A 21902-nucleotide genomic window follows, 5' to 3' on the forward strand; every position below is an offset into this window, starting at 1 on the left:
GAGATGAATTGTTATGAACGGACAAAGCAAAGCAACTAAGATTTTGAACATCAAGTATCCAATTATCCAGGGACCAATGTCTTGGATTACCAACGCCGATTTTGTTAGTCGGGTTTCCAACGCTGGTGGCTTAGGCGTGTTAGGGGCCAACGCCGGTCAAAATCAAAAAGCTAGCGATCCGATAGATGCAGCGAATAAAATGCGGATTGAAATAGAGAAAGTAAAGCAGATGACAAAGCATTCTTTCGCCATTAACATTGTGATGCATGATAACACGGATGAGATTAGCGATTACATTGAACGAATGTTATCAGTGGCCTTCGATGAAGGGGTCCATTATTTCGTAACCGTTGGGGCGCCGAACCAAAACGTTTTCCAAAGGATTAAAGACCATGGCGGCGTCATTATTCACCGACCATTAACCCCTACGGTTGATAACATGGTTGAAGCTGAACGAAACGGAGCTGATATTTTAGTCGCTACTGGTTCGGAAGCGGGCGGGGTTTTTCCTGAACATCGGTTAACGACCGCAGATGTGGTTGCCAAGATAATCGAACAGGTCCACGTCCCACTATTTGCTGCCGGTGGAATTAACACCGTTGAAGATATTCGGGCGCTGGAATCGTACCATGTTGCTGGTTTATTTGTTGGAACGATGTTCATTGTTACCAAGGAATCTCCTTTAGCTAGTAGCGCTAAGCAACTAATTATTCGTTCTAAGGCTGGGGATATGGTCAACGTTTCAGCTAAGATTCGGTCAATTAATACTGCAAAGGCAATTGCATTACATGAGATTTACGCTGATGTTAATAGTCCAATTGATGTTAACGCCGAAATTAAGAAGATTAATGGAATGAAGACCGGGATGCTTGACGGTGATATCGACGGAGGAATCGTTTCGGTTAACACCCATATCGATAGTATTGACCATGAAATGACGATTAGTGAAGTTGTCGAAACGTTTGGTGAATATTGTAATATGGTTATGTTGGCAAATGCTTAGTCTAACTAACCGCAAATGAAAAGGATCACTCTCAATTCGGAGTGATCCTTTTCTGGTTTTATTAGGGTTCCTTAACCGTTAAAAAACTTTTGATGCGTTTCATCGATTCGCTTAGATTTTCAGTGCTGGCGGCATAACTGATTCTAAAGAAGCCTTCGCCACCGGGGCCAAATGCAGAGCCGGGAACGACGCCAACGTGGGCTTGCTTAGCAAGTGCCAAACAGAAGTCGACGCTATTACCAGGGTAGTTTTCCGGAACCTTAGCGAAAATGTAGAATGCACCGCCAGGGTTAACGACATGAATGCCAGCTTCAGCTAACCCATTGATTACAATATCGCGGCGCTTTTGATAAATATCACGCATTTCGACGGCATCATTAATTCCGTTTGTAAATGCCTCGATAGCAGCAGCTTGGATGAATGATGATACATTGTACGTGTTGAATACGTGGACTTTTTTCAGTTCCTTCATGATTGGAGCCGGAGCAAAGATAACCCCGAAACGCCAGCCTGTCATTGCGTGGGACTTAGATAGACCATTGAAAACAATGGTCTGATTCCGAAGGTAGTTTGCAAATGAATGGTGTTGGCCACCATACGTGATTTCACTATAAATTTCATCACTGATTACGATGGTGTCGTATTTTTTAATCACCTCCGCAATTGCCTTTAGTTCAGATTCGGAGTAGACGGTTCCAGTCGGATTATTGGGACAGGTTAGAATTAACCCCTTTGCATGGGGATGTTCTTTTAAGGTATCGGCTAGGCGATTAGCGGTTAGTTTAAACCCATCATTAGAGGTATCGATAAAAACGACCTTACCGCCAGCAACTTGAACTGCTCCTGCATAAACCGGGAATGCTGGAGCGGGAATGAGGATTTCATCTCTGGGATTAAGCAAAGCTAAGTAGACGTCCAAAATCGCCTCACTAACCCCAATCGTATTGACTACTTCAGTTTTGGGGTCATAGTTCAATCCATACTTTTTGTTAACAAAGTTAGCGGCAGCATTACGAACTTCAATTGATCCGACCGGATCGGTGTAGTGGGTCTGGTCACCATTGATGGCATTAATGGCAGCATCTTTAATGTGTTGTGGGGTTTTTAAATCTGGTTCCCCAACTGTCAGTTTAATTAAATCGGGGATGTTAGCAATTTCACTACTAAAAGTGGAAATGCCTTCAGGTTCGATATTCATAATTTTGGAGCTGATAATTTTTGATAAATCCATGTTATTCACCTCGTTGATTCAATGTCCATGTTATATTTAATTACAAATGATAAAGAATTTTTTACTAATTTAATTAATTTTTCCATAAAGCAAATTAATATATATGCAACATATTACACTTAAAAAATTATTATGCAATAGCTTTATAGAAATAAATTAAAAATTAATTAGAAAAAGCAAAGAATATTTATCTGTATGAAAGGATTTAATCGTGTGTTAAGTGTTTTTTGATTATAAAATAATGATAAAAAGTGGACTGAACTTAATCTTATGTGTATAATTATTCCTACGTTGTTAGTGTTATGAAATATCACATTGAATCTGTAAAGTAGTTCGAGGAAACAGGGGGTTACAATGATGAAATTTTTTAAATTTATAAGGCACATTATTAGTCAAAAAGATCAAATGGAAGACGATTTATGGTTATTGTTAGATCTGGCAACTGGTAAAATGACGGAATTCAAAACCGGTTCTTTTTCTGACTGGAATGATTATCCCCTAGATTTAAATTAAATCTCTTAACCAGCCCATTAACATCAAAATTGAAAATATTAATGATAAGTTAAGCGAACCTTTTTGAATAATTGGTTCGCTTTTTACGTAAAAGTTATACCTTTTTTTATTAATAGTTAAAAAAGATTGGTTATAATCTCCAATATTAAGTAATTATTAATGGGGAGTTGTCTATATTGATTAAAAAAATAAGCGTTTTATTAATATCAATCGCAGTTTTATTGGCGATTATGATTGAGGGATACACGGTGTTTTTTGATAAAAAGGATGAAACGGCGCCTACCAATGGCCAGTCTCAAGTGGTAAACCAAAGTAGTGCCAGTGGCAAAAATAATGGTGGGAGTAGTAGCTCCAGCAGTAGCAGTTCAAATAGCACTAGCCGATTGAAAAATGGGACGTATACCGGGGCAGCCACCGGGACTGAATATGGGGATGTTCAAGTTAAGATGGAAGTTACTAATAATAAAATTAGTAAGGTCACCGTATTAAAGCATCCCGAGGGTGGAAAGTCAGACTACATTAATGAACAAGCCCTTCCAGTTTACACGAAGGAAGCATTGGCAAAGCAAAGCGCTAAAATAAATCAGGTTTCAGGAGCTACTGAAACTTACAAGGGCTTCACTGGTTCATTACAGGATGCAATTACTCAAGCGGAGAAATAATTAATGAAAACCAATATTAAATCAGTTGTAATTGAGTCGATGACGATTCCATTTACGATTAGCATTGCTGGTCATGATGATCAGTTAGTCAAACAATTGCTTCAACAATTAATTCAACCGGTGCAAGCGGGACTGGAAGTTGTTAATAAACGGTATTCGACCTATTTAGAAGGTTCGTTAGTGAATGATTTTCGAAATGGTGATGATGACCTATTGAAGCGGGATGCTGAATTTAAACAGGTCTATGACGCCTGCTTAAAAGCCAAAGCGATTACAAACGGGTACTTTGACCCATTTGATGATAACGACCTTTACGATCCGTTAGGGTATGTGAAGGGATGGGCAATTAAGCGCTTATTCCAAACCGAGCTACTACCGTTAATGAAGCATCCTGAAATCGACGGGGTGTGTTTTAACGGCGGCGGGGACCTTCAATTTGCCGGTACTGGCGACTTCAAGTGGACGATTGGAATTGAAGATCCTAAAGCCACGAACCAACTGGTGGCTAGTTACCAACTTCAAAATGGGGGGATGGCAACTTCTGGGTACAGTAAGCGCGGCGAACACATTCGAGTTAACGGCGCGCCTGATTTATTGCAGGTCACTACCTATTCTAGTTCACTAACTAAATCAGATATTTGGGCAACCGCTGGACTGGCGGCAGGTGAAGCTGAATTTCGGCGCTTGATTCAGGCCAATAAGTTAACCGGTTGCTTTGTGAATCAAAATCATCAGTTGAGTTACTTTAGTGGGGGAATGATAACTAATGTTGAATAATAATCGGTATCTTTTAGGCTTGGCTTGGCTGGTGGCAATTTTTTTAGTGCCATTTCCGTTTGTCCAGACGTTAAGCGCTGGGCTACCAGCCCTGTATAATCCAGATAAAACCATGATTTTATTTGGAACCATTGCATATTCGTGGATGTTACTTGCAATGTATATTTCGACCCGTCCAAAGTGGATTGATCGTCTGATTGGATTGCCAAACGCCTATATGATTCATGGGATTGTTAGTCTGGCAGCAATTGTTTTAGCCTACCTGCATAAAAGCAACCTCCAATCAGGGGGATTGATTAAGCTAACTGGAGACTGGGCCCTTTACCTCTTTATTGGGTTAGCAATCTACTCGATGGTATTTATGGCGGGCTGGTTAACTAGCCGCGTTCCAGTTTTACTGTGGATTAAAAGGTCGTTAGAACATGTTTTTAAACATGAGGTATCGATTCTATTGCACCGCTTGAACGTGGTGGCAACGGGACTGGTATTTATCCATGTAATGTTAATCCCATACATTCGCTCGATTCTACCATTTACAGTCCTATTCGTTGGGGCATCAATGTTCGTCTTCGGGGCGTATGGATTTACGTTTATCCATAAAAAATGGATATCGGCTTCTTTAATTGATAACCAAGAAATTAAGCCTAACGTTAGACAGTTAACGATTAAAATGAAGAAACCAGTTAATATCTATCCAGGTGATTTTATATTCGTTTCATTCCCAGAAATCCGGTTTATGAAGGAACCGCATCCATTTTCAATCGTTAACGCTCCCGATGATAAGCGAGAATTGGTGATTGCAGTCCGTGGTGATGGTGATTTTACGCAGGACCTAGCTAAAATTCCGGTTAACTCTAAGGTAGCGGTCAATGGTGGTTTTGGAATGTATCAATCGGTGATTAATGAAAATAATCCTGATGACCTGATCGTTATTGCTGGTGGGATTGGGATCGTTCCACTCCTTTCGATCGTAGATGGGAATCCCAATTTAAAGACGACCGTTTTTTATAACGCTAGTAAACAGGATAACTTACTATATCCAGAAAAATTTGAAAAATGGCAACAACGGAGAAATTTCCATGCGTTCCAACAAGTTGGCCGGTTTAATAATGAACAGGTTGCAAAATCCTTACCGAAGGATACTAAAAAGACAGTTGTATTGATTAGTGGCCCAGATAAAATGGGAACCCAGTGGATTAAAAACCTAAAACAAATGGGAATTAAACGCTCCCAAATTTACTATGAACGGTTTTCATGGTAGTCAAAAAGGACCATGTTGCCGATTAATTCGGCGGCGGGTCCCTCTTCATTAATTATTGTTCAGCTTTGATGTATTGAACGTATTGTGCGGCTCGTTTGGCTAGTTGGGTATCGTCTAATCCGTTCGTAACCCCCGTTGTAATAAATGGTTTGGCGAATTCAGCACCGACAAAGCGACTAGTGGCCATGAATGGGGCAATAATTGCATCCATTGTTTGACCAAAGGCCCCATACGGGTGGTAGCTTTCATCCGGAGAACCTGCTGAAATAGCGAGGGATAGTTGCTTGTTGGCTAGCACGTCTCCGTCGGTACCATACGCCCAACCGTACAAAAGCACTCGGTCTTCCCACTTCTTTAGTAGGCTTGGTGAACTATACCAGTAAAGTGGAAATTGAAAAATAATGCGGTCGTTTTCTTCAACTAGCTTTTGTTCGTAACCAACGTCAATTTTTCCATCTGGGTATACGGAATATTCATCCCGAACGGTTACATTGGGGACGTCTTGTTTTTTAAGTTCATCAATTAAACGTTTGTTAACACGTGATTCTGTTATGTTCGGGTGAAATAGTAAAATTAGTGTTTTCATTTTGATCCAGCTCCTTATTTAATTTAATCCTTCCACTCTATTAAAACATGGTTAGCTGGGGGGAGTGCAACTCAAAAGCACTGTAATTATTTTATTATGCGATAAATCCTGCTATGCTAGTAATTAATTAACTAGATAAGGGATGAAGGTCAAGATGAAGATTTTTATTGCGTGGTTAGGATTCTTTGGTGACTGGCTATTATTTGTATTTCCACTCTATCAAGGGTTATTAGATGTCACTGAAGGAAGTGATATGTTAAAGAACGCCCACTCCTCCGGCAAAAAACGCAACCGAATGATTAGTAGTTTGCTATGGTTATTGCCGCCACTGAAGGTGTTAATTGAACGCAGACGGGTTCGGCAGATTTCAAAGTACGCTTTAAACCAATCCGTTGATTTTAATAAAGTTTACCGCAAGCTCAACGTTGCCACCGCCTGGGTGTACGTATCACTAGCGGGGGTATTAAACGGAATTGTGGCTACCGAAGAGTTACTTGAAATTTATAACTATGGCGATAACTGGTGGATTTTACTGATTACCAGCTTGTTGATCGTGTTTATTGGCATTAAAATCATTCAATATTTTGTAAGCGATAAACGTAAGAAGCATGTTTTTGACGAACTTTCTTAGTCATAAATTAGGGGAGATATAATGATCGAATTTTCAATTGCAGAGGCGCACGTCTTAAGTGCGGCGTGCCGTGCATTTAAATCAACCATGGCTACTGATAATCAACGGGGACGGAGTGAATTAGAGCAACTAAGTACGCGCTTGTTGCAAACGGGACGGCTGAATTCTTTTGGGACTGATTTTACATTGCTAAAACTAGCGTTAAAAAACTATCGCAAAACGGTTCAATCGCCCGCGGATTTAACGATTATCGACAACCTTATAGTGCGCTTCAAAGACCGTTGTTAAGCTGTTTGGATGGTTCAACATGGTTGACACTTAACGAAATAACTTATATTCTGTAAGCATATTATTTACTAACTCTAATTAAGGATGTGCTAAAGTTATGAGACAAACTCGTTTTGTAAAGGCTGGTAAAGTAGAAGTTAAGGACGTTGCTAAACCAGAAATTGAAAAGGACGACGACGTCATCTTACACGTTGTGCAAGCGTGTGTTTGTGGTTCTGATCTCTGGGCATACCGGGGACTAGATAATAAGGAACCCAATTCAATTAACGGTGGTCACGAAGCTATCGGAGTGGTTGAATCAGTAGGGAAGGCCATTACCACTGTAAAACCAGGTGATTTTGTAATTGCGCCATTCACCCACGGTTGTGGTCATTGTGCTGCCTGTCGGGCTGGCTTTGACGGCAATTGTCAAAACCATTCTGATAACATTAGTAAGGGATACCAATCTGAATACGTGCGGTTCCAACACGCTAACTGGGCTCTTGTAAAGGTTCCTGGTAAGCCAGAAGATTACAGTCAAGGAATGCTTAATTCATTCTTGGCGCTATCTGATGTTATGGCAACTGGTTTCCATGCTGCTAAGACGGCGAACGTTCAAAAGGGTGATACCGTCGTAGTTGTTGGTGACGGTGCGGTTGGCCTCTGTGGAGTTATCTCCGCTCAACTACTCGGTGCTAAGCGGATTATTGCGATGAGTCGCCATGCGGATCGGCAAGCACTTGCCAAGGAATTTGGTGCTACCGATGTCATTGCTGAACGTGGTGACGAAGCAGTGGCTAAGGTAATGGAACTTACTAATAACGCTGGTGCGGATGCCGTTCTCGAATGTGTGGGAAGTGAGCTATCAACTAACACTGCATTAAAGGTTGCACGGCCAGGAGCCCATGTTGGACGGGTCGGCTTGCCACATGGAAACGTTGAATTCCCATTAGCGTTTGGTAAGAACATCGCCCTATCAGGTGGGATTGCTTCAGTTACTACCTACGATAAGGGCATCTTGTTAAAGGCGGTTTTAGATGGTGAAATTAATCCTGGAAAGGTCTTTACCGATAGCTTTAACATTGATGATGTTGATGCTGCTTATAAGGCAATGGCCGACCGGAAGGCAATTAAGTCGGTTGTTACTACCGATTAATTTATAACTCCAATATTAAAAGCGAATGCCATTGGCATTCGCTTTTTTGGTTTAATTATTTAAATCTAAGATGCTATTAAAAACTGACTGGGGAAGCTCGATATCACTCTGTGCAGCCTGACGTTTGTTAATACTTTGCCGTCTTAATAGAGCTTGTTTTTTAGAAACACTATACTTATTACCATTGACAGCGGCGTTTTTACGGAGTGGCGGGATATCAACCCGCGCAATTACACGGCCCTCGACCACCGCTTGGGCGGGCATTGGGTACAGCCGGCGTGGAATTGTATATTTTAACTTATGCACTAATTGCTTAGTTTGTTCCGGGGCATCGACCCGGTGGGTTAGAAACGTAAGGGCGTCAACGCGGGCGTAGTTAATTTGAACGTCAACGCGAACCACGTCCGCAATTTCATATCCAGATAGGGTGGTGCTTAGTGATGCATATCCGTGAGAAACCGACTTTAGTTTATTAAAGAAGTCGTATGCGATTTCAGATAGTGGCATCCGATAGGTCAGTTCCACTAGCGAGCCTTGATTTCCCATGTCGATAAAAACGCCCTTGTGTTGATCGGCTAATTTCATTACCGCATTCAATTCACCCTCATTAGTAGTGATGAGAGCATCGACCATTGGTTCTTCCACCATTTCGATGTCTTCAAAATCTGGAAATTGAATCGGATTATCCACCAGGATGGGTTGTTCTACATCCTTTAGGTGAACACGATAGGTAACATTGGGTGCAGTGGTTAACACCTCAACCCCAAATTCATCCCGAAGCCGTTCGCGAATAATTTGTAGGTGAAAAATACCCAGGAACCCTCCTCTAAAACCAGGTCCCAATGCATCTGAAACTTCTGGGACTAACTGTAATGAGGAGTCGTTTAATGCCAATTTATTTAAAGCATCCTTCATTTCGGTGTAATCGCCCTGTGGATAAATTCCAGCGTACACCATTGGTTTGGCGGGTTCATAGCCAGGGAGGGGCTCCTTAGTAGGATTTGCTTGGCTGGTGATGGTATCGCCAATCCGCACTAAATGCGGATCTTTAATTCCGGTTACGATGTAACCAACATCGCCAGCCCCCAGTTGCTTAGTTGATAATTGGGCGGGGGTAAAGATCCCGACTTCCTTGGCATTAAAGGCGGCTGAGTCAGCCATTAAGGTTAAATTATCGCCCGCATTGACCACACCGTCAACGATTCTAACGGATGCAATGACTCCTTTAAAGCTATCGTATTCTGAATCGAACACTAATGCCTTTAGGGGATTTTTAACATCACCCTGTGGAGCAGGCAGGAAGTTCACAATGGCTTCTAGGACTTCATGGACGCCCTGGCCAGTTTTAGCTGATATTTTAAGAATCATTTCAGGATTAAAATTAGCGTCTAAATCCAGTAATTGGTTAGTGGTAAGCTCAATTTGTGCGTTTGGACTGTCGACCTTATTGATAACGGGTAAAATGGTTAACCCTGCTTCCACTGCTAAGCGATAGTTAGCAACCGTTTGAGCTTGAATTCCCTGGGTGGCATCTACTAATAAGATAACGCCATCACTAGCAGCAAGGCTTTTTGCCACCTCATAGTTAAAATCAACGTGCCCGGGGGTATCAATGAAATTAAATTCATAGTCTTGACCATTATCGGCCCGGTAGTGATTACGAACGGTCCTAGACTTAACAGTTACGCCGTGGGCTTGTTCGACTTGCATATCATCCAGTAACTGGGCCTTGCTATTTCGAGCATCAACTGTTTTAGTGAGTTCCATGATTCGATCAGCGAGGGTCGATTTCCCGTGGTCGATATGCGCAATGATTGAAAAGTTTCTAATGTTTGATTGTTTCATAGTTTAACTCCATTCTATTCGATTAGTAACCAGGATTTAGAATGGCAGCTGATTTAGTTTGCCATTCGATTAGAATGACAAACCAACTAACATAATTACGTTCATGATTTCACCTCATTAATATAGTAACTTTTGTTATTAAATATTATCATATTGAAGGATGCTTTACTACTATAATTAGCTTAAATGATGCGCTTAAAAAAAGCTGTTATTTACTAAAAGTTAGTGGTAAACTTAAATTGCGAAGAAAATAGATATAATGAAAAGGCATCCATATATATGGATGCCTTTTTTTACCGGTCTACTGGATGGCTTTGAACTAATTCTTGAACTTGTTGTTTAGCTTGTTGTAAGGTTTGTTCGTCATTTGGATTTTCTAATACGCTAACGATAATTTTAGCAACCTGTGCAGACTCGGCTTCATTGAAGTGCCGACTAGTAATTGTAGGGGTTCCAATTCTGATTCCTTCCATTGTATTACCATTTTCTAATGGGAGCAATTCCTTATTAGTAGCAATGCCGACCGAGTATAGTAGATCGGCTGCCTGTTCACCAGTCATGTGGCTAGCGTTTAAATCCAAGGTCATTTCGTGATTTTCTGTCCCATTGGAAACCAGTCGAATTAGTTTACTATCATTAAAGACGGCTGCCATTGCTTGGGCATTTTTAATAATCTGTTTGGCATATTCTCTGAATTCTGGTTGAAGGGCTTCTTGAAATGCAATTGCCTTAGCTGCAATTACGTGTTCTAGTGATCCGCTTTGTGAAATAGGAAAAACGGCGTTGTCTAGTTCGTCTGCATACTTAGCCTTGGCCAGAATCAATCCTCCCCTGGGACCACGCAGGGTCTTATGGGTAGTTGATGTCACTACGTCGGCAACTTCAACTGGGTTGGGATGAACTCCCGCAGCAACTAGTCCAGCGATGTGGGCCATATCAACCATTAGGTAGGCATCAACTTCATCTGCAATTCTTCTGAACTGCTGCCAGTCGATAATATGACTGTATGCTGATGCTCCAGCAATGATTAACTTAGGGTGGACTTCCTTAGCAATCCGTTCAATTTCAGCGTAGTTAAGTAATTCCGTTTTTGGATCAACACCGTAGAAGTGTGATTCATATAGTTGTCCTGAAAAATTATGTTTTTGTCCATGGGTGAAGTGACCACCAGCATGTTCGCTCATTGCTAAGATCTTGTCACCTGGTTTTAAAAGGGCAGCATATACCGCTTGATTAGCCTGGGTGCCTGAATGGGGATTGACGTTAGCGTATTCCGCATGGAATAGCTTTTGAGCCCGCTGCTTAGCTACTTTGTCAACAATATCAATGGCTTCGTTTCCAGTATAGACCCGCTTACCTGGGTATCCAACGGCATACTTATTGGTCAAAATCGAACCTTGTGCGGCACGGACTGCTTTTGAGGCAATGTTTTCTGAAGCGATTAGTTCAATCACATTGTCTTGGCGGTTATTTTCTTTTTGAATGGCGTTCCAAATTTCTGGATCTTGAGCTGAAAAATCAAACATAACTATTCCTCCTAAATTAGACAAAAAAGACGTCCTTGTACTTTTGTACAAGGGCGTCTTTAACACTGTTCCACCTTATTTTTATACCAAGTTCACACTTGATACCTCTGAGTCTTAATGCGCATTAAGATATCGATTACTATTCAAGTTTATACTTGACTGCCTTCACCCATCGCTATGACATTCCATTTCACCTGATTGAATGTTCGCTGAACTAAGCGGATTGGATTACTACTTTCAAGTTGCATTTAGAATAATCTAAAAAAATCCGGATGTCAAACATAAATTTAATAAAAATAGTGATTATTAGCCATCAAAATCCGAACGTTATATTTTATAACATCAGCCTAATTGCCGAAATTAAAGCGTTTACGGCTTGTAAAATCTAACGATAATTAAAATTAAAATTAATGGTAAAATCGTAACCAGAATTGCAAATTGATCCACAATTTGGGTAATGAATCCCATTATAATCGCACCACAAACGAAACTAAAGATTACCATACAGGTGTCTAAAAACAATCGTTTGGCTTTTTGATCATGGTCTAGCAGCGTCATATAGAGGTTATTAGAAGCCTTACTAAGGTTTCCAGTCATCATTAGTGGGTTAAAGGCATTGCCACGAAGAAATTTAAACTCCTGAAGATGGGCGGCAGCGGCCATATCTAAAAAGCCAATTGTAATTAGGTTGGGGACCCATGAAGCAGTGAGGCCAGTGATGATTAACAATGCCAGTTCATATTTAATAATTAATTTTTTTCGATCAACTTCCACTCGAAAGCGACGTTGGATGATTTTTACAATAATCACGCCGAATGCAAATAGGAAGATGGAAAAGCATAAGCGTAAAATGGGGAAGAAGTTAAACTCACTTAGGTTAATACTTAGGAGGATTAGGTTACCAGTCTGAAGGCCTGCGAATACCCCGCCGTGTTCGATGTAGGCGTATGCATCAATGCTACCACTGATGGCAGCCAATAGGGCGGCAATTAACGGTGTTTCAAAGCTATTTTTTAGTTTCATTTGACTCTACTTTCTTTAGTTTTGTTACTAATATTTTATCATATTAATTGTTGCAAATTGATTAAACTTCATCAAAAAAGATGTTTACATAGCTGTAAACATCTTTTTCACATTATTAATTATTTTTTACCTTGGCCGGGGAAAATCCAGTTGGCTTTACCAAATAGTTTGATCATTGATGGAACGATAATTAGGCGAACCAAGAATGCATCAAAAAAGATTCCGAATGCTAAAGATAGACCGAGTGACTTAATCGTTACGTTATCAGAAAGGGCAAAACTACCAAACACAGCAATCATAATTAATGCTGCGGTGACGATTACGGGTCCACTACTCTTGAGGCCGACCGTAATGGCATGGTTATTATCACCAGTCTTAAGGTATTCCTCGCGGGTTCTAGAAACCATAAAGACTTCGTAATCCATTGCTAAACCGAATAGGATTCCAATGAAGATCACTGGCAGAAATGATAGAATTGGCGCCCCCTTACTAATTCCTAGAAGGGATTTGAACATTCCTTCTTGAATTGTCAACGTGGTGAGCCCAAATGAAGCCAGAAGCGAAAGGCCGAAACCAAGCATTGCCACGAGTGGAATTAGGAATGACTTAAACATGAACATGAGTAGCACAAACGCAAGCACGATGACAATTCCGGCAAATATGGGGGTAGCACCGTTCAACTTGTTAGTCGTATCAATGTTAATTGCATTATTACCGGTTAAGATAATTTTAGTCCCCTTCGTTTTTTGAATCGATTTAGAATAACTATTGATTCGATGGGTTAACCGTTCAGTTTGAACCGCCTCCGCCCCTCTTTTAGGAATCAAAATGAACATTGCATATTTGTGGTTACTGCTAATCTGAGCTGGAATTGATGAAATCGCTTTTTTAGCAGCATTTGCTTGGGCTTGCTTTTTAAGCGCGTTACCGTACTGCTTAGCTAGTAATTGCTGTTTTTGTTGGTTGATGGCAATGGTAGGGTCTTTTTTTGCGGCAGCTTGCACCTTCGCCTGCACTTCTTGTGTAATTTGCGCCTTTAATTTAGCTTGGTATCCTGGTTGCTTCATCTCAGCAACTGCCTTTCGATTAATCACCGGAACAATTTCTTTGGCCCCGTTCATTTGCTTAACCTGGTTAGTGATTTGCTTAATGGTGCGTTGTTGTTCAGTTTTTGATTGATTTTGGTTTAATTTAATGACCCCAATTAGCGGAGCGTTAATTCCCTCACCAAATTGATCAGAAAGGATGTCATATGCTTGCCTTTGAGTATTGTCTGCAGGCAGGGACCCGTTATATGGCATTCCTAACCGCATGTTCTTAACTGGCAGGGCCATTCCAACTAGGACGATAATGCTGATTAAGGAAGCCATTATTGGATGGTTAACGATTGACTGAATTAAAACGCCAGGATTATTTACGGTAGTTTTCACATTATTTTGGGCGGGTTTAATAAATTTACTTAGTAGTGCAATTACTGCGGGGAGAAAGGTTAGCGCGGATAAGATGGCAAAAGCAACTGCAATTGCGGCTGCCAACCCCATTTGAGTAAGGAAATCCATCCCAATGATACTTAATCCGGAAACGGCAATGATTACGGTTACTCCCGCAAAAAGGACCGAGCTACCAGCGGTTGCTAGCGCAATGCCTAATGCAGACTCAGGTGAGTGAGTTTGTAATTCATCTCGATACCGATGCACAATAAACAACGCATAGTCGATTCCGACCGCAAGGCTTAGCATTGTGGCTAGTGTCTGGGCAACGTTAACAATTGTGAAAAAGGAAGTTCCAATCGAAACTAGTAGGACCCCAGAAAGAAGGCCAACGATAGCGCTAATAATTGGTAATCCGGCGGTAATGAACGATCTGAATAGAATTAATAACAGAATAAATGCAATCACAATTCCAATGATTTCAGAGGTTCCACCAATTTCAAAGGGGGTGATCTGGACGGTTCCATCATAGGCAACCTTAGTTTGGGCGTGATCACGAACCGCTTTGAATTCTTTTTCCACGGCCTTAATTTGAGATTGGCTAACTAGTTTTGCGCTTTTTTCGAACGTAACGGATACGTAAGTGGTGGACTGGTCCTTGCTTACCAGTTGATTACTGTACGGATCTTGAACACTTTTGATTCCCGATTGAGTCCTTAACTTTTGAATTGCAGCATTGATCTGGCTTTTTAGCTGTTTTTGATTAACCCCGTTTTGTTGGTTGTTCTTAATGACCACCTTCATTGTTCCAGCGTCGGAATCCTGATGGAATTCTTTTTTTAGGGTGGATTGAACATCAGTTGACGGGAGCCCCTTAATTGTAAAATTTTGGTTATAGTGAGTCCCTAGTTGACTGATGCTGATAATAAAAGTAATTAAAATTAACACCCATATCAAGAGCGATTTAAATTTATTGCGGTAAGACCATTGGCCTAGCCTTCTAAGTGGATTATTCATTTGAATGATTTCCCTCTTCCTTATTTTTTAATTAAAATTAGTATAAATTATGTTAAAATTGCTGTGAATAGACAATTTAGTGATAGTGCACAAAAAATCAACAGAAGGGAAAAATTGTACAAATAAAATGGCTGATTTTAGAAAAAAACGGACCGATTTAATTATTTTTCAGGCCCTTAATAACATGTTAGAGCAAGATTTATTTTCAGAAATTACGGTTAATCAAATTGCTCAGAATGCATTGGTCCATAGAAATACTTTCTATCATCACTTTGAGGATAAATATGATTTATTGCATCGTTTCATTTTGTTCACCCTGAATAATTCAATTACCGGAGTTGATCGGATTAGGTTTAGCAAACAACCGTTTCATATTTTCCATGAACAATATGGATACAATGAGTCCCATAAACAAATATTTAAATTACAAAGTGGCGATAAAAAATTCATGCAAATCTTTTCATCCAGTTTTGAGGAAATCTTTGTTCAAGGAAACAACGATGCTGATAATATCTGGGCAATGGGTAAAATCTCAGCAATCATGACTTGGAATCGGTTGAATGGGAGCCGCTACAACATGTTCTCTGATTATGAATTCCTTGATCATATTTTTGAAACCCACCAATTTCCAATTATTGATAATTAGTGTACGACGATTTGTTTGTCTTTATTAAAACTCAATGTTAGAATAATTAGAAAATGTTTATTGATTAGATTGAGAGGCTATCCATAATGGACTTAAAACAGTTGATTAGTAAGAATGCTAATAAGATTCAACCAGATGTAATTTCGAGTTTTAATTCACAAGTTGCAGGGATTAAGGATTTGATCCCACTAACGCTGGGGGAGCCAGATTTTAATACCCCTGAACATATTAAAGAAGCCGCGGTTCAGGCAATCAGACGCAATGAAAGTCATTATACTGATCCCCAAGGAATTCCGGAATTACGTGAAGCAGCTACTAGTTACGTTCATGATAAATACGGGTTGGATTATGACCCTAAAACTGAGGTTCTAGCGACTGCAGGAGTAAGTGAAGCATTGCTTTGTACCTTCCTAGCAATTATCGATCCAGGGGATGAGGTAATTATCCCTACTCCTGGTTTTCCGGTTTATGAGGGGTCAGTAACTGTTCCAGGTGGGAAACCCGTGTTTATTGATACATCAGATAATGGCTTTAAATTAGATCCAAATAAATTAAAGCAAGTTTTAGATGAACATGGCGATAGCGTTAAGGCACTGGTGCTAAACTATCCTAGTAACCCAACTGGGGTTACCTATAATGAAGCCGAGTTAAGGGCGCTAGCTGATGTAATCAAAGACTATGATGTATTAGTAATTAGTGATGAAATTTATAGCGAATTAACTTACGACCATAATCACTTCTCGTTTGCTAGACTTCTTCCAGACCAAACGATTACTTATAATGGTCTATCTAAATCACATGCCATGACTGGATGGAGAGTGGGATTGGTATTTGCTAAACCCGCAATTTTATCTGAAATCTTTAAAATGCACATGTTTGCTAGCTTTTCTATTACTACCAATGCTCAATATGCAGCAGTTGAGGCACTGAATAATGGTCGAAATGATGCTCAACCAATGAAAAAAGTATACGAAGAACGTCGAGACCTAGTTGCAAGTGGGTTGAAAGCAGTTGGTTTAGATAGCCCTAAACCTGAAGGAGCGTTTTACATTTTTGCTTCTCTACCAGAATCATACAAAAACGATAGTATGAAGTTCTGTATTGACCTAGCTAATGAAGCTCACGTAGGGGTAGTCCCTGGAGTCGGGTTTGGTCCTGGGGGCGAAAATAGCTTTAGAATTAGTTATGCAGCAAGTACAGAGAGTCTTAAGGAAGCCGTTAAACGGATTCAAGAATTTGTTAAAAATCATGAGTGATATCACGAGTAACCATTTTAGTTAACAATACAAAATGGTTACTTTTTTAAATTAATTACAAAAAATTAGTTAATTGTTAAAATGCTATTAAATAAGGAATGAAAGCGATTAAAAAACGCTAATTCTGGGTTTTAGTGTGAGGTCATCTTACATCAAACGTATACAAATCTTAAAAAAGCTGATAAAATATAAGTCATAAATTAAAAATGTGTAGCTTCGGTTACGCGAAGGAGATATCGTCATGAAAAAATTAAAGGTGTTCTTTAATGCAATGGTAATAGCGCTGTTTGCGTTGTTAATCGGGGCCGGGTTTTCCACCCAAACCGCCCATGCTGAAAAGACCTATCAAATTGGGACAGATGTTACTTTCCCTCCATTTGAATTTGCGAATAATCAAAATAAATATGTCGGAATCGACATTGATTTGATGAAAGCAATTGCTAAGGATCAGGGCTTTAAGGTTAACATTAAGCCGATTGGATTTAATGCTGCGGTTCAAGCAACTCAGTCTGGACAAATTGATGGTGTGATTGCCGGGATGAATATTACTCCCGAACGGGCTCAAACCTTTGATTTCTCTAAGCCATACTATAAATCTGGGGTTGTAATGGCCGTTAAGCAAGGCGGCAGCGTTAAGGACCTCAACCAACTGCGGGGCAAGAAAGTTGCCGTTAAGACCGGGACCTCAGGTGCGGCGTATGCCAACAGCATCAAGAATAAGTACGGATTCAAAGTAGTTACTTTTGATGACTCCAGCAATATGTATCAAGACGTGTTAACTGGGAACTCCGCTGCCTGTTTCGAAGACGAACCAGTTATGAAGTACAGTATCAAGCAGGGAACCAAGCTTGCAATCGTTACAAAGCCTGCTGATAGTGGTTCCTACGGATTTGCCGTTGACAAGGGGAAAAATAAAGTATTGCTTGCTAAGTTCAACAAGGGACTTGCTAACCTCCAAAAGAATGGTGAATACAAGAAGATTGTTGACCACTACCTTGAAAGTAAGGGAACTAACGCTGGTTCTAGCGATCACACATTCTGGGGGATTCTAAAGCAAAACAAGGGCTTCTTATGGAATGGATTCCTTCAAACCCTTTGGTTAAGTATCGTTTCCATCTTCTTTGCAACCCTATTCGGGGTTATTGTTGGATTACTTGGGGTCCTTCCTTACAAGTTTTTCCAAGGATTATCTAGTACCATTATCTACATCTTCCGTGGATTGCCATTGCTAGTGTTGGCGCTGTTCATCTACACGGGAATTCCAACGTTAACCGGAACTAAGATTCCAGCGTTCATCGCCGGGGTCGTCACCCTAATGTTCAATGAAGGGGCTTATATTGCGGCCTTCGTTCGTGGGGGGATTAATTCCGTTGACAGTGGTCAGATGGAAGCTGCCCGGAGTTTAGGATTGCCATTCTCCAAGTCAATGTTTAAGGTGATTCTGCCACAAGGAATTAAGTTGATTATTCCATCATTCATTAACCAATTTATTATTACTTTGAAGGATACTTCGATTCTCTCAATCATTGGAATTCTAGAATTAACCCAAACTGGGAAAATTATTATCGCAAGAAACCTTGAAGGATTTAAGGTCTGGACAATTGTTGCTTTGATTTACTTAATCGTGATCACGCTGTTGACCTGGTTATCTAAATGGGGTGAAAGGAGAACTAGATTATGATTAAAGTAGACGTTAAAAACCTAGTTAAGAACTACGGGAGCAACCACGTTTTAAAGAACGTTGACTTCCAAGTTCAAAAAAATGAAGTGGTCGTAATTATCGGGCCATCAGGATCTGGGAAGAGTACGCTATTAAGAACCTTGAATAAGTTGGAAGAACCAACTTCTGGTTCAGTGGTAATTGATGGTAAAGATATCGCCGATCCAAAGACCGATATTAACAAGGTTCGTGAAAACATCGGGATGGTGTTCCAACACTTTAACCTCTTTAATAACCTTTCAGTTGGTGACAACATCATGTTAGCACCGGTTGAATTAAAGAAGGAAAATAAAGCGGAAGCCGTTAAGCAGGCACAGGAACTATTGAAGATCGTTAACCTGTCCCAAAAATTCGACGCCAAGGTGCAATCGCTTTCCGGTGGGCAAAAACAACGGATTGCCATTGCGCGCGCATTGGCAATGAATCCTGACATCATGCTGTTTGATGAACCAACCAGTGCGCTGGATCCAGAAATGGTCGGCGATGTGCTTCAGGTAATGAAGCGTTTGGCTAAGGACGGAATGACGATGGTGGTTGTAACTCACGAAATGGGTTTTGCTCGTGAAGTTGCTGACCGAGTGGTCTTCGTTGATGAAGGGAAGATTTTGGAATCAGGAACTCCTGAAGACATCTTTGAACATCCAAAGAATCCACGGCTACAATCATTCCTAGAAAAAGTTTTATAGGATATTAAATAACCATTCCCAATTGGGGAATGGTTATTTTTTCACCTTTTTTGCTACTTACCCCACTCTAATGATTTTGATGGGTTATATGATTGCAGGACTAAAACTGATGGAGGAATCTAATGGAAAGAAAGTAATTTGACTTGGATAAAACTAAGCACTTTAAATTCCTATTTAAAAAATCGTTAGTTAATAATTATGATATATTATAATTATCAACTAACTTAGGAGTGTTAGACATGAAAAAAATAAATCAATCACTAATCCATCAAATGATCTTACCACTAGCAATTGTTAGCATTACAACTGGCTCCATAGTCAATGTCGTCCAACCAATTCAAGTAAGTGCTGCTAAAACAAAGGCACAAAAAAATAACTCACTATCTGGGATGAGTAAGGTGAATCGCTACATTAATAGCTATAACCAAATGATTAAGTTGTACTATGACCGGGTTACTATTCAAGGGATAAAGTCAAAACCAACTAAGAGCCTCTATGTTAAAGGTCCCAGCGCTGGGAGTTCAGTTAGCTATCCAAATTCATATAAGGGAATCGCACAATCCGTCCTGGCGATTGCTAACTTTATGACCACTAAGGATGAGTTTAGTGACGCGGATCCTGAAAATAATTTAAATGTTTTTACTACTTATGATGAAATTAACTATAATCTACTTAATGATTTTAAAAAAATGTTCAAAAGTCAATTAAGTGCTAGTGAATATAAAATGGTGGTAAGTAAGTCTGAGGCTGCTACCAAGGCGCAGCCGAACGGAGTGGATAAAACACCATTCGAAAATTCATTAAATGCGCAAAAAGATGCGTTTTTTGCACTTGCTAAGGCAATTGCAAAGGTTAAATAATAAAAATGAGGGTTCTGATTAAGATCAGGATCCTCATTTTTAATTAACGCTTAAAACTTGCAATTCTGCGGATTTGTTCTGGATTAGCGTGGTCAAAGAATTGGCTAACATTGGTGTCCAATTTGCTAATTTGATTCATTTCATCTGAATTTAATTCAAAGTCTAAAACATCAATATTTTCCGCCATTCTGCTAGGGCGGACCGACTTAGCAAGTGGAATAATGTTTCTTTGCACGAGCCATCTTAATACAACCTGGCCAATTGATTTATTGTGGGCATCACCAATTGCCTTTAAAACTGGATTTTCAAAGAGATGATTACGCCCTTCAGCAAATGGGGCCCAGGCTTCAACTTGAATTCCTTCAGCTTGCAAGAATGCAACTTGTTGATTATTTTGGAAGAATGGATTAACTTCAATTTGATTTACGGCTGGTTTTACCTCGTTAAATTCCATTAAGTTAGTGATTTGGGCATTGTCAAAGTTAGAAACTCCAATGTGTTTGACCTTCCCATCCTTTTGAGCGGCTTCCATTGCCCGCCATGCAGCAAAGATATCGTTATATGGTTGATGGATTAATAATAAATCTAGGTAATCTAATTTAAGTTTGCTTAGTGATTTATCAATTGCATCAGCTGCACGATCAGCAGTAACGTCTGAAACCCATAACTTAGTGGTAATGAATAATTCATCACGGGTAACCAATCCGGCATCAATTACCGATTGGATTCCTTCCCCAACACCAATTTCATTTTGGTAAGAAGCTGCGGTATCAATTAAGCGATAACCGGTCTTTACGGCGTTAATTACTGCTTGCTTAGCATCTGCTTGATTGGGTACTTGAAAGACCCCAAAACCTAACTTAGGCATTTCACTTTGAATTTGATTTTCAGTCATTTGTTTTTCCTCCCTAATTATGAACCACTTTAACTAATTGCATATCGAATCTACCGGCAACGTGCTCCCAGACGTGGGTAACATGTTGAATTGTATCTGATGGTTCCATACCATCGATGATTAGGTAAAGGTCTTTTCCAGCGAACGGATTATTAGGCCCCATTACCTGGGTCATTCGATCAATTAAAATTTTCATGTATGCGGACATAGAAGACCAATACACCGGGGTACCAACAATAATGGTGTGAGCCTGTTTAACTTGATCACAAACAGTTTTGAACTGATCGCCAGGCCGCATTTCTTGACCAAGTGGGTAAATCATGTATTCCACGAGGTTAATGGTTTCATATTGATCAATGTTTAATCTTTGTTTAACTAACTCTTCGGTTAATCCATTTGGATCCTTACTGGCGTTAATAAATAAATTTTCCAATTGTTAAAGCTCCCTTCGTTTAAGAATGATGCTATTCTAAACCTTAAAGCCGACTTGAATGCAAATGATTTAACCCTGTTTTTGGTTCAGATGGTTTAAATTCTTCTTTTCATATTGGAGGAGGTGGGTGCCATACCGCTTAATTTTATTGTGCAAGTAGTCCCTGGTTTGAATTAAGTCGTTAATTTCTTGATTAATTTTATCCTCTTGGGCTTGTAGAATTGCCTTGCGTTTTGGAATCGAACTGTCACCCTCAATAATTAAACTGGTGTATTGTTTAAGGGAGGGAATTGAAATTCCAGCCTTTCTTAATGCAATAATAAAGTGAATCCACTCTTCATTAAATTTTGTAAAGTTTCGATACCCATTTTGATCGCGGGGGACCGGTGGCATTACCGCTTCTTTTTCCCAAAAGCGAATCGTCGCTTTATCAACATGGTATTTTTTACTAACTTCATTTATATTCATTTCGAACACC

22 protein-coding genes are annotated in these 21902 nt (G+C 40.0%); 13 read left to right on the top strand and 9 right to left on the bottom strand.

The features are described from left to right. Positions 1-13: 13 nt before the first annotated feature. On the top strand, positions 14-1003 hold the full coding sequence (locus HZL42_RS07400) for a nitronate monooxygenase (RefSeq protein ID WP_219283016.1): 990 nt from the start codon (positions 14-16) through the stop codon (positions 1001-1003). A 61-nt stretch (positions 1004-1064) separates the two neighbouring features. Here the strand turns inward: HZL42_RS07400 and HZL42_RS07405 are convergent, their stop codons facing one another. After that, on the bottom strand, positions 1065-2234 hold the full coding sequence (locus HZL42_RS07405) for an aminotransferase class I/II-fold pyridoxal phosphate-dependent enzyme (RefSeq protein WP_219283017.1): 1170 nt from the start codon (positions 2232-2234) through the stop codon (positions 1065-1067). Positions 2235-2591: 357 nt separating this feature from the next. On the opposite strand from HZL42_RS07405, the gene HZL42_RS07410 reads away from it, so the two are divergent. The 4 genes from HZL42_RS07410 (at position 2592) to HZL42_RS07425 (ending at position 5447) form a co-directional block, all read left to right on the top strand. Continuing rightward, entirely contained in the window at positions 2592-2747 is a 156-nt protein-coding gene (locus HZL42_RS07410) for a hypothetical protein (RefSeq protein ID WP_219283018.1), read from the top strand. A 176-nt stretch (positions 2748-2923) separates the two neighbouring features. Next, positions 2924-3409: an FMN-binding protein gene (locus HZL42_RS07415; protein ID WP_219283019.1), complete on the top strand. Its 486-nt coding sequence runs from the start codon at positions 2924-2926 to the stop codon at positions 3407-3409. Positions 3410-3412: 3 nt separating this feature from the next. Continuing rightward, positions 3413-4186, top strand: a complete 774-nt coding sequence (locus HZL42_RS07420; protein ID WP_219283020.1) for an FAD:protein FMN transferase — start codon at positions 3413-3415, stop codon at positions 4184-4186. Beyond that, the gene (locus HZL42_RS07425; RefSeq protein ID WP_219283021.1) at positions 4176-5447 is read left to right on the top strand and encodes an FAD-binding oxidoreductase; all 1272 of its coding nucleotides are present in this window, start codon (positions 4176-4178) and stop codon (positions 5445-5447) included. Before HZL42_RS07420 ends, HZL42_RS07425 begins: the two co-directional genes overlap by 11 nt. A 52-nt stretch (positions 5448-5499) precedes the next feature. On the opposite strand, the gene HZL42_RS07430 is transcribed toward HZL42_RS07425, so the two are convergent. Then, complete coding sequence (locus HZL42_RS07430; RefSeq protein WP_219283022.1) at positions 5500-6033, bottom strand: NAD(P)H-dependent oxidoreductase; 534 nt, start codon at positions 6031-6033, stop codon at positions 5500-5502. 154 nt (positions 6034-6187) lie between these two features. Here HZL42_RS07430 and HZL42_RS07435 point away from each other — a divergent pair, with 154 nt between their 5' ends. From HZL42_RS07435 to HZL42_RS07445, 3 genes are all read left to right on the top strand, one after another. Further along, positions 6188-6664 (top strand): hypothetical protein, encoded by a 477-nt coding sequence (locus tag HZL42_RS07435; RefSeq protein WP_219283023.1) that lies wholly within the window; start codon positions 6188-6190, stop codon positions 6662-6664. A 21-nt stretch (positions 6665-6685) separates the two neighbouring features. Next, positions 6686-6952, top strand: coding sequence for a hypothetical protein (locus tag HZL42_RS07440; RefSeq protein ID WP_219283024.1), 267 nt, complete (start codon positions 6686-6688; stop codon positions 6950-6952). A 97-nt stretch (positions 6953-7049) separates the two neighbouring features. Further along, positions 7050-8087, top strand: a complete 1038-nt coding sequence (locus HZL42_RS07445; protein ID WP_219283025.1) for a zinc-binding dehydrogenase — start codon at positions 7050-7052, stop codon at positions 8085-8087. Between the two features lie 51 nt (positions 8088-8138). Here HZL42_RS07445 and lepA read toward each other — a convergent pair whose 3' ends face one another. From lepA to HZL42_RS07465, 4 genes are all read right to left on the bottom strand, one after another. Further along, positions 8139-9932 carry a translation elongation factor 4 gene (lepA, locus tag HZL42_RS07450; RefSeq protein ID WP_219283026.1) on the bottom strand — a complete coding sequence of 598 codons (1794 nt, stop codon included), beginning with the start codon at positions 9930-9932 and terminating at the stop codon, positions 8139-8141. 293 nt (positions 9933-10225) lie between these two features. Next, positions 10226-11458, bottom strand: a complete 1233-nt coding sequence (gene glyA, locus HZL42_RS07455) for a serine hydroxymethyltransferase (RefSeq protein WP_219283027.1) — start codon at positions 11456-11458, stop codon at positions 10226-10228. A gap of 369 nt (positions 11459-11827) precedes the next feature. Next, complete coding sequence (locus tag HZL42_RS07460; protein WP_219283028.1) at positions 11828-12481, bottom strand: YoaK family protein; 654 nt, start codon at positions 12479-12481, stop codon at positions 11828-11830. A gap of 119 nt (positions 12482-12600) precedes the next feature. Then, entirely contained in the window at positions 12601-14859 is a 2259-nt protein-coding gene (locus tag HZL42_RS07465) for an MMPL family transporter (RefSeq protein WP_370629304.1), read from the bottom strand. A gap of 196 nt (positions 14860-15055) precedes the next feature. Between HZL42_RS07465 and HZL42_RS09085 the strand changes: the two genes are divergently transcribed. The 5 genes from HZL42_RS09085 to HZL42_RS07490 all read left to right on the top strand — a co-directional run bounded on the left by HZL42_RS09085 (position 15056) and on the right by HZL42_RS07490 (position 20096). Continuing rightward, entirely contained in the window at positions 15056-15574 is a 519-nt protein-coding gene (locus HZL42_RS09085) for a TetR family transcriptional regulator (protein WP_219283030.1), read from the top strand. An 86-nt stretch (positions 15575-15660) separates the two neighbouring features. Continuing rightward, on the top strand, positions 15661-16830 hold the full coding sequence (locus tag HZL42_RS07475) for an aminotransferase class I/II-fold pyridoxal phosphate-dependent enzyme (RefSeq protein WP_219283031.1): 1170 nt from the start codon (positions 15661-15663) through the stop codon (positions 16828-16830). 241 nt (positions 16831-17071) lie between these two features. Then, positions 17072-18511 carry an amino acid ABC transporter substrate-binding protein/permease gene (locus HZL42_RS07480; protein ID WP_219283032.1) on the top strand — a complete coding sequence of 480 codons (1440 nt, stop codon included), beginning with the start codon at positions 17072-17074 and terminating at the stop codon, positions 18509-18511. Beyond that, positions 18508-19236 (top strand): amino acid ABC transporter ATP-binding protein, encoded by a 729-nt coding sequence (locus HZL42_RS07485; protein ID WP_219283033.1) that lies wholly within the window; start codon positions 18508-18510, stop codon positions 19234-19236. The genes HZL42_RS07480 and HZL42_RS07485 overlap by 4 nt, the downstream gene beginning before the upstream one ends. Before the next feature lie 239 nt (positions 19237-19475). Further along, entirely contained in the window at positions 19476-20096 is a 621-nt protein-coding gene (locus tag HZL42_RS07490; protein ID WP_219283034.1) for a hypothetical protein, read from the top strand. A 43-nt stretch (positions 20097-20139) separates the two neighbouring features. Here the strand turns inward: HZL42_RS07490 and HZL42_RS07495 are convergent, their stop codons facing one another. The 3 genes from HZL42_RS07495 to HZL42_RS07505 form a co-directional block, all read right to left on the bottom strand. After that, positions 20140-20991: an aldo/keto reductase gene (locus HZL42_RS07495; protein WP_219283035.1), complete on the bottom strand. Its 852-nt coding sequence runs from the start codon at positions 20989-20991 to the stop codon at positions 20140-20142. A 13-nt stretch (positions 20992-21004) separates the two neighbouring features. Then, a complete protein-coding gene (locus HZL42_RS07500; protein ID WP_219283036.1) occupies positions 21005-21424 on the bottom strand; it encodes a flavodoxin family protein in 420 nt (139 codons plus the stop codon). Positions 21425-21493: 69 nt separating this feature from the next. After that, positions 21494-21892 carry a MerR family transcriptional regulator gene (locus tag HZL42_RS07505; RefSeq protein WP_219283037.1) on the bottom strand — a complete coding sequence of 133 codons (399 nt, stop codon included), beginning with the start codon at positions 21890-21892 and terminating at the stop codon, positions 21494-21496. Between the last annotated feature and the right edge of the window lie 10 nt (positions 21893-21902).

The sequence above is a fragment of the Lactobacillus sp. Sy-1 genome, assembly GCF_019303535.1.
GTDB lineage: Bacteria > Bacillota > Bacilli > Lactobacillales > Lactobacillaceae > Nicoliella.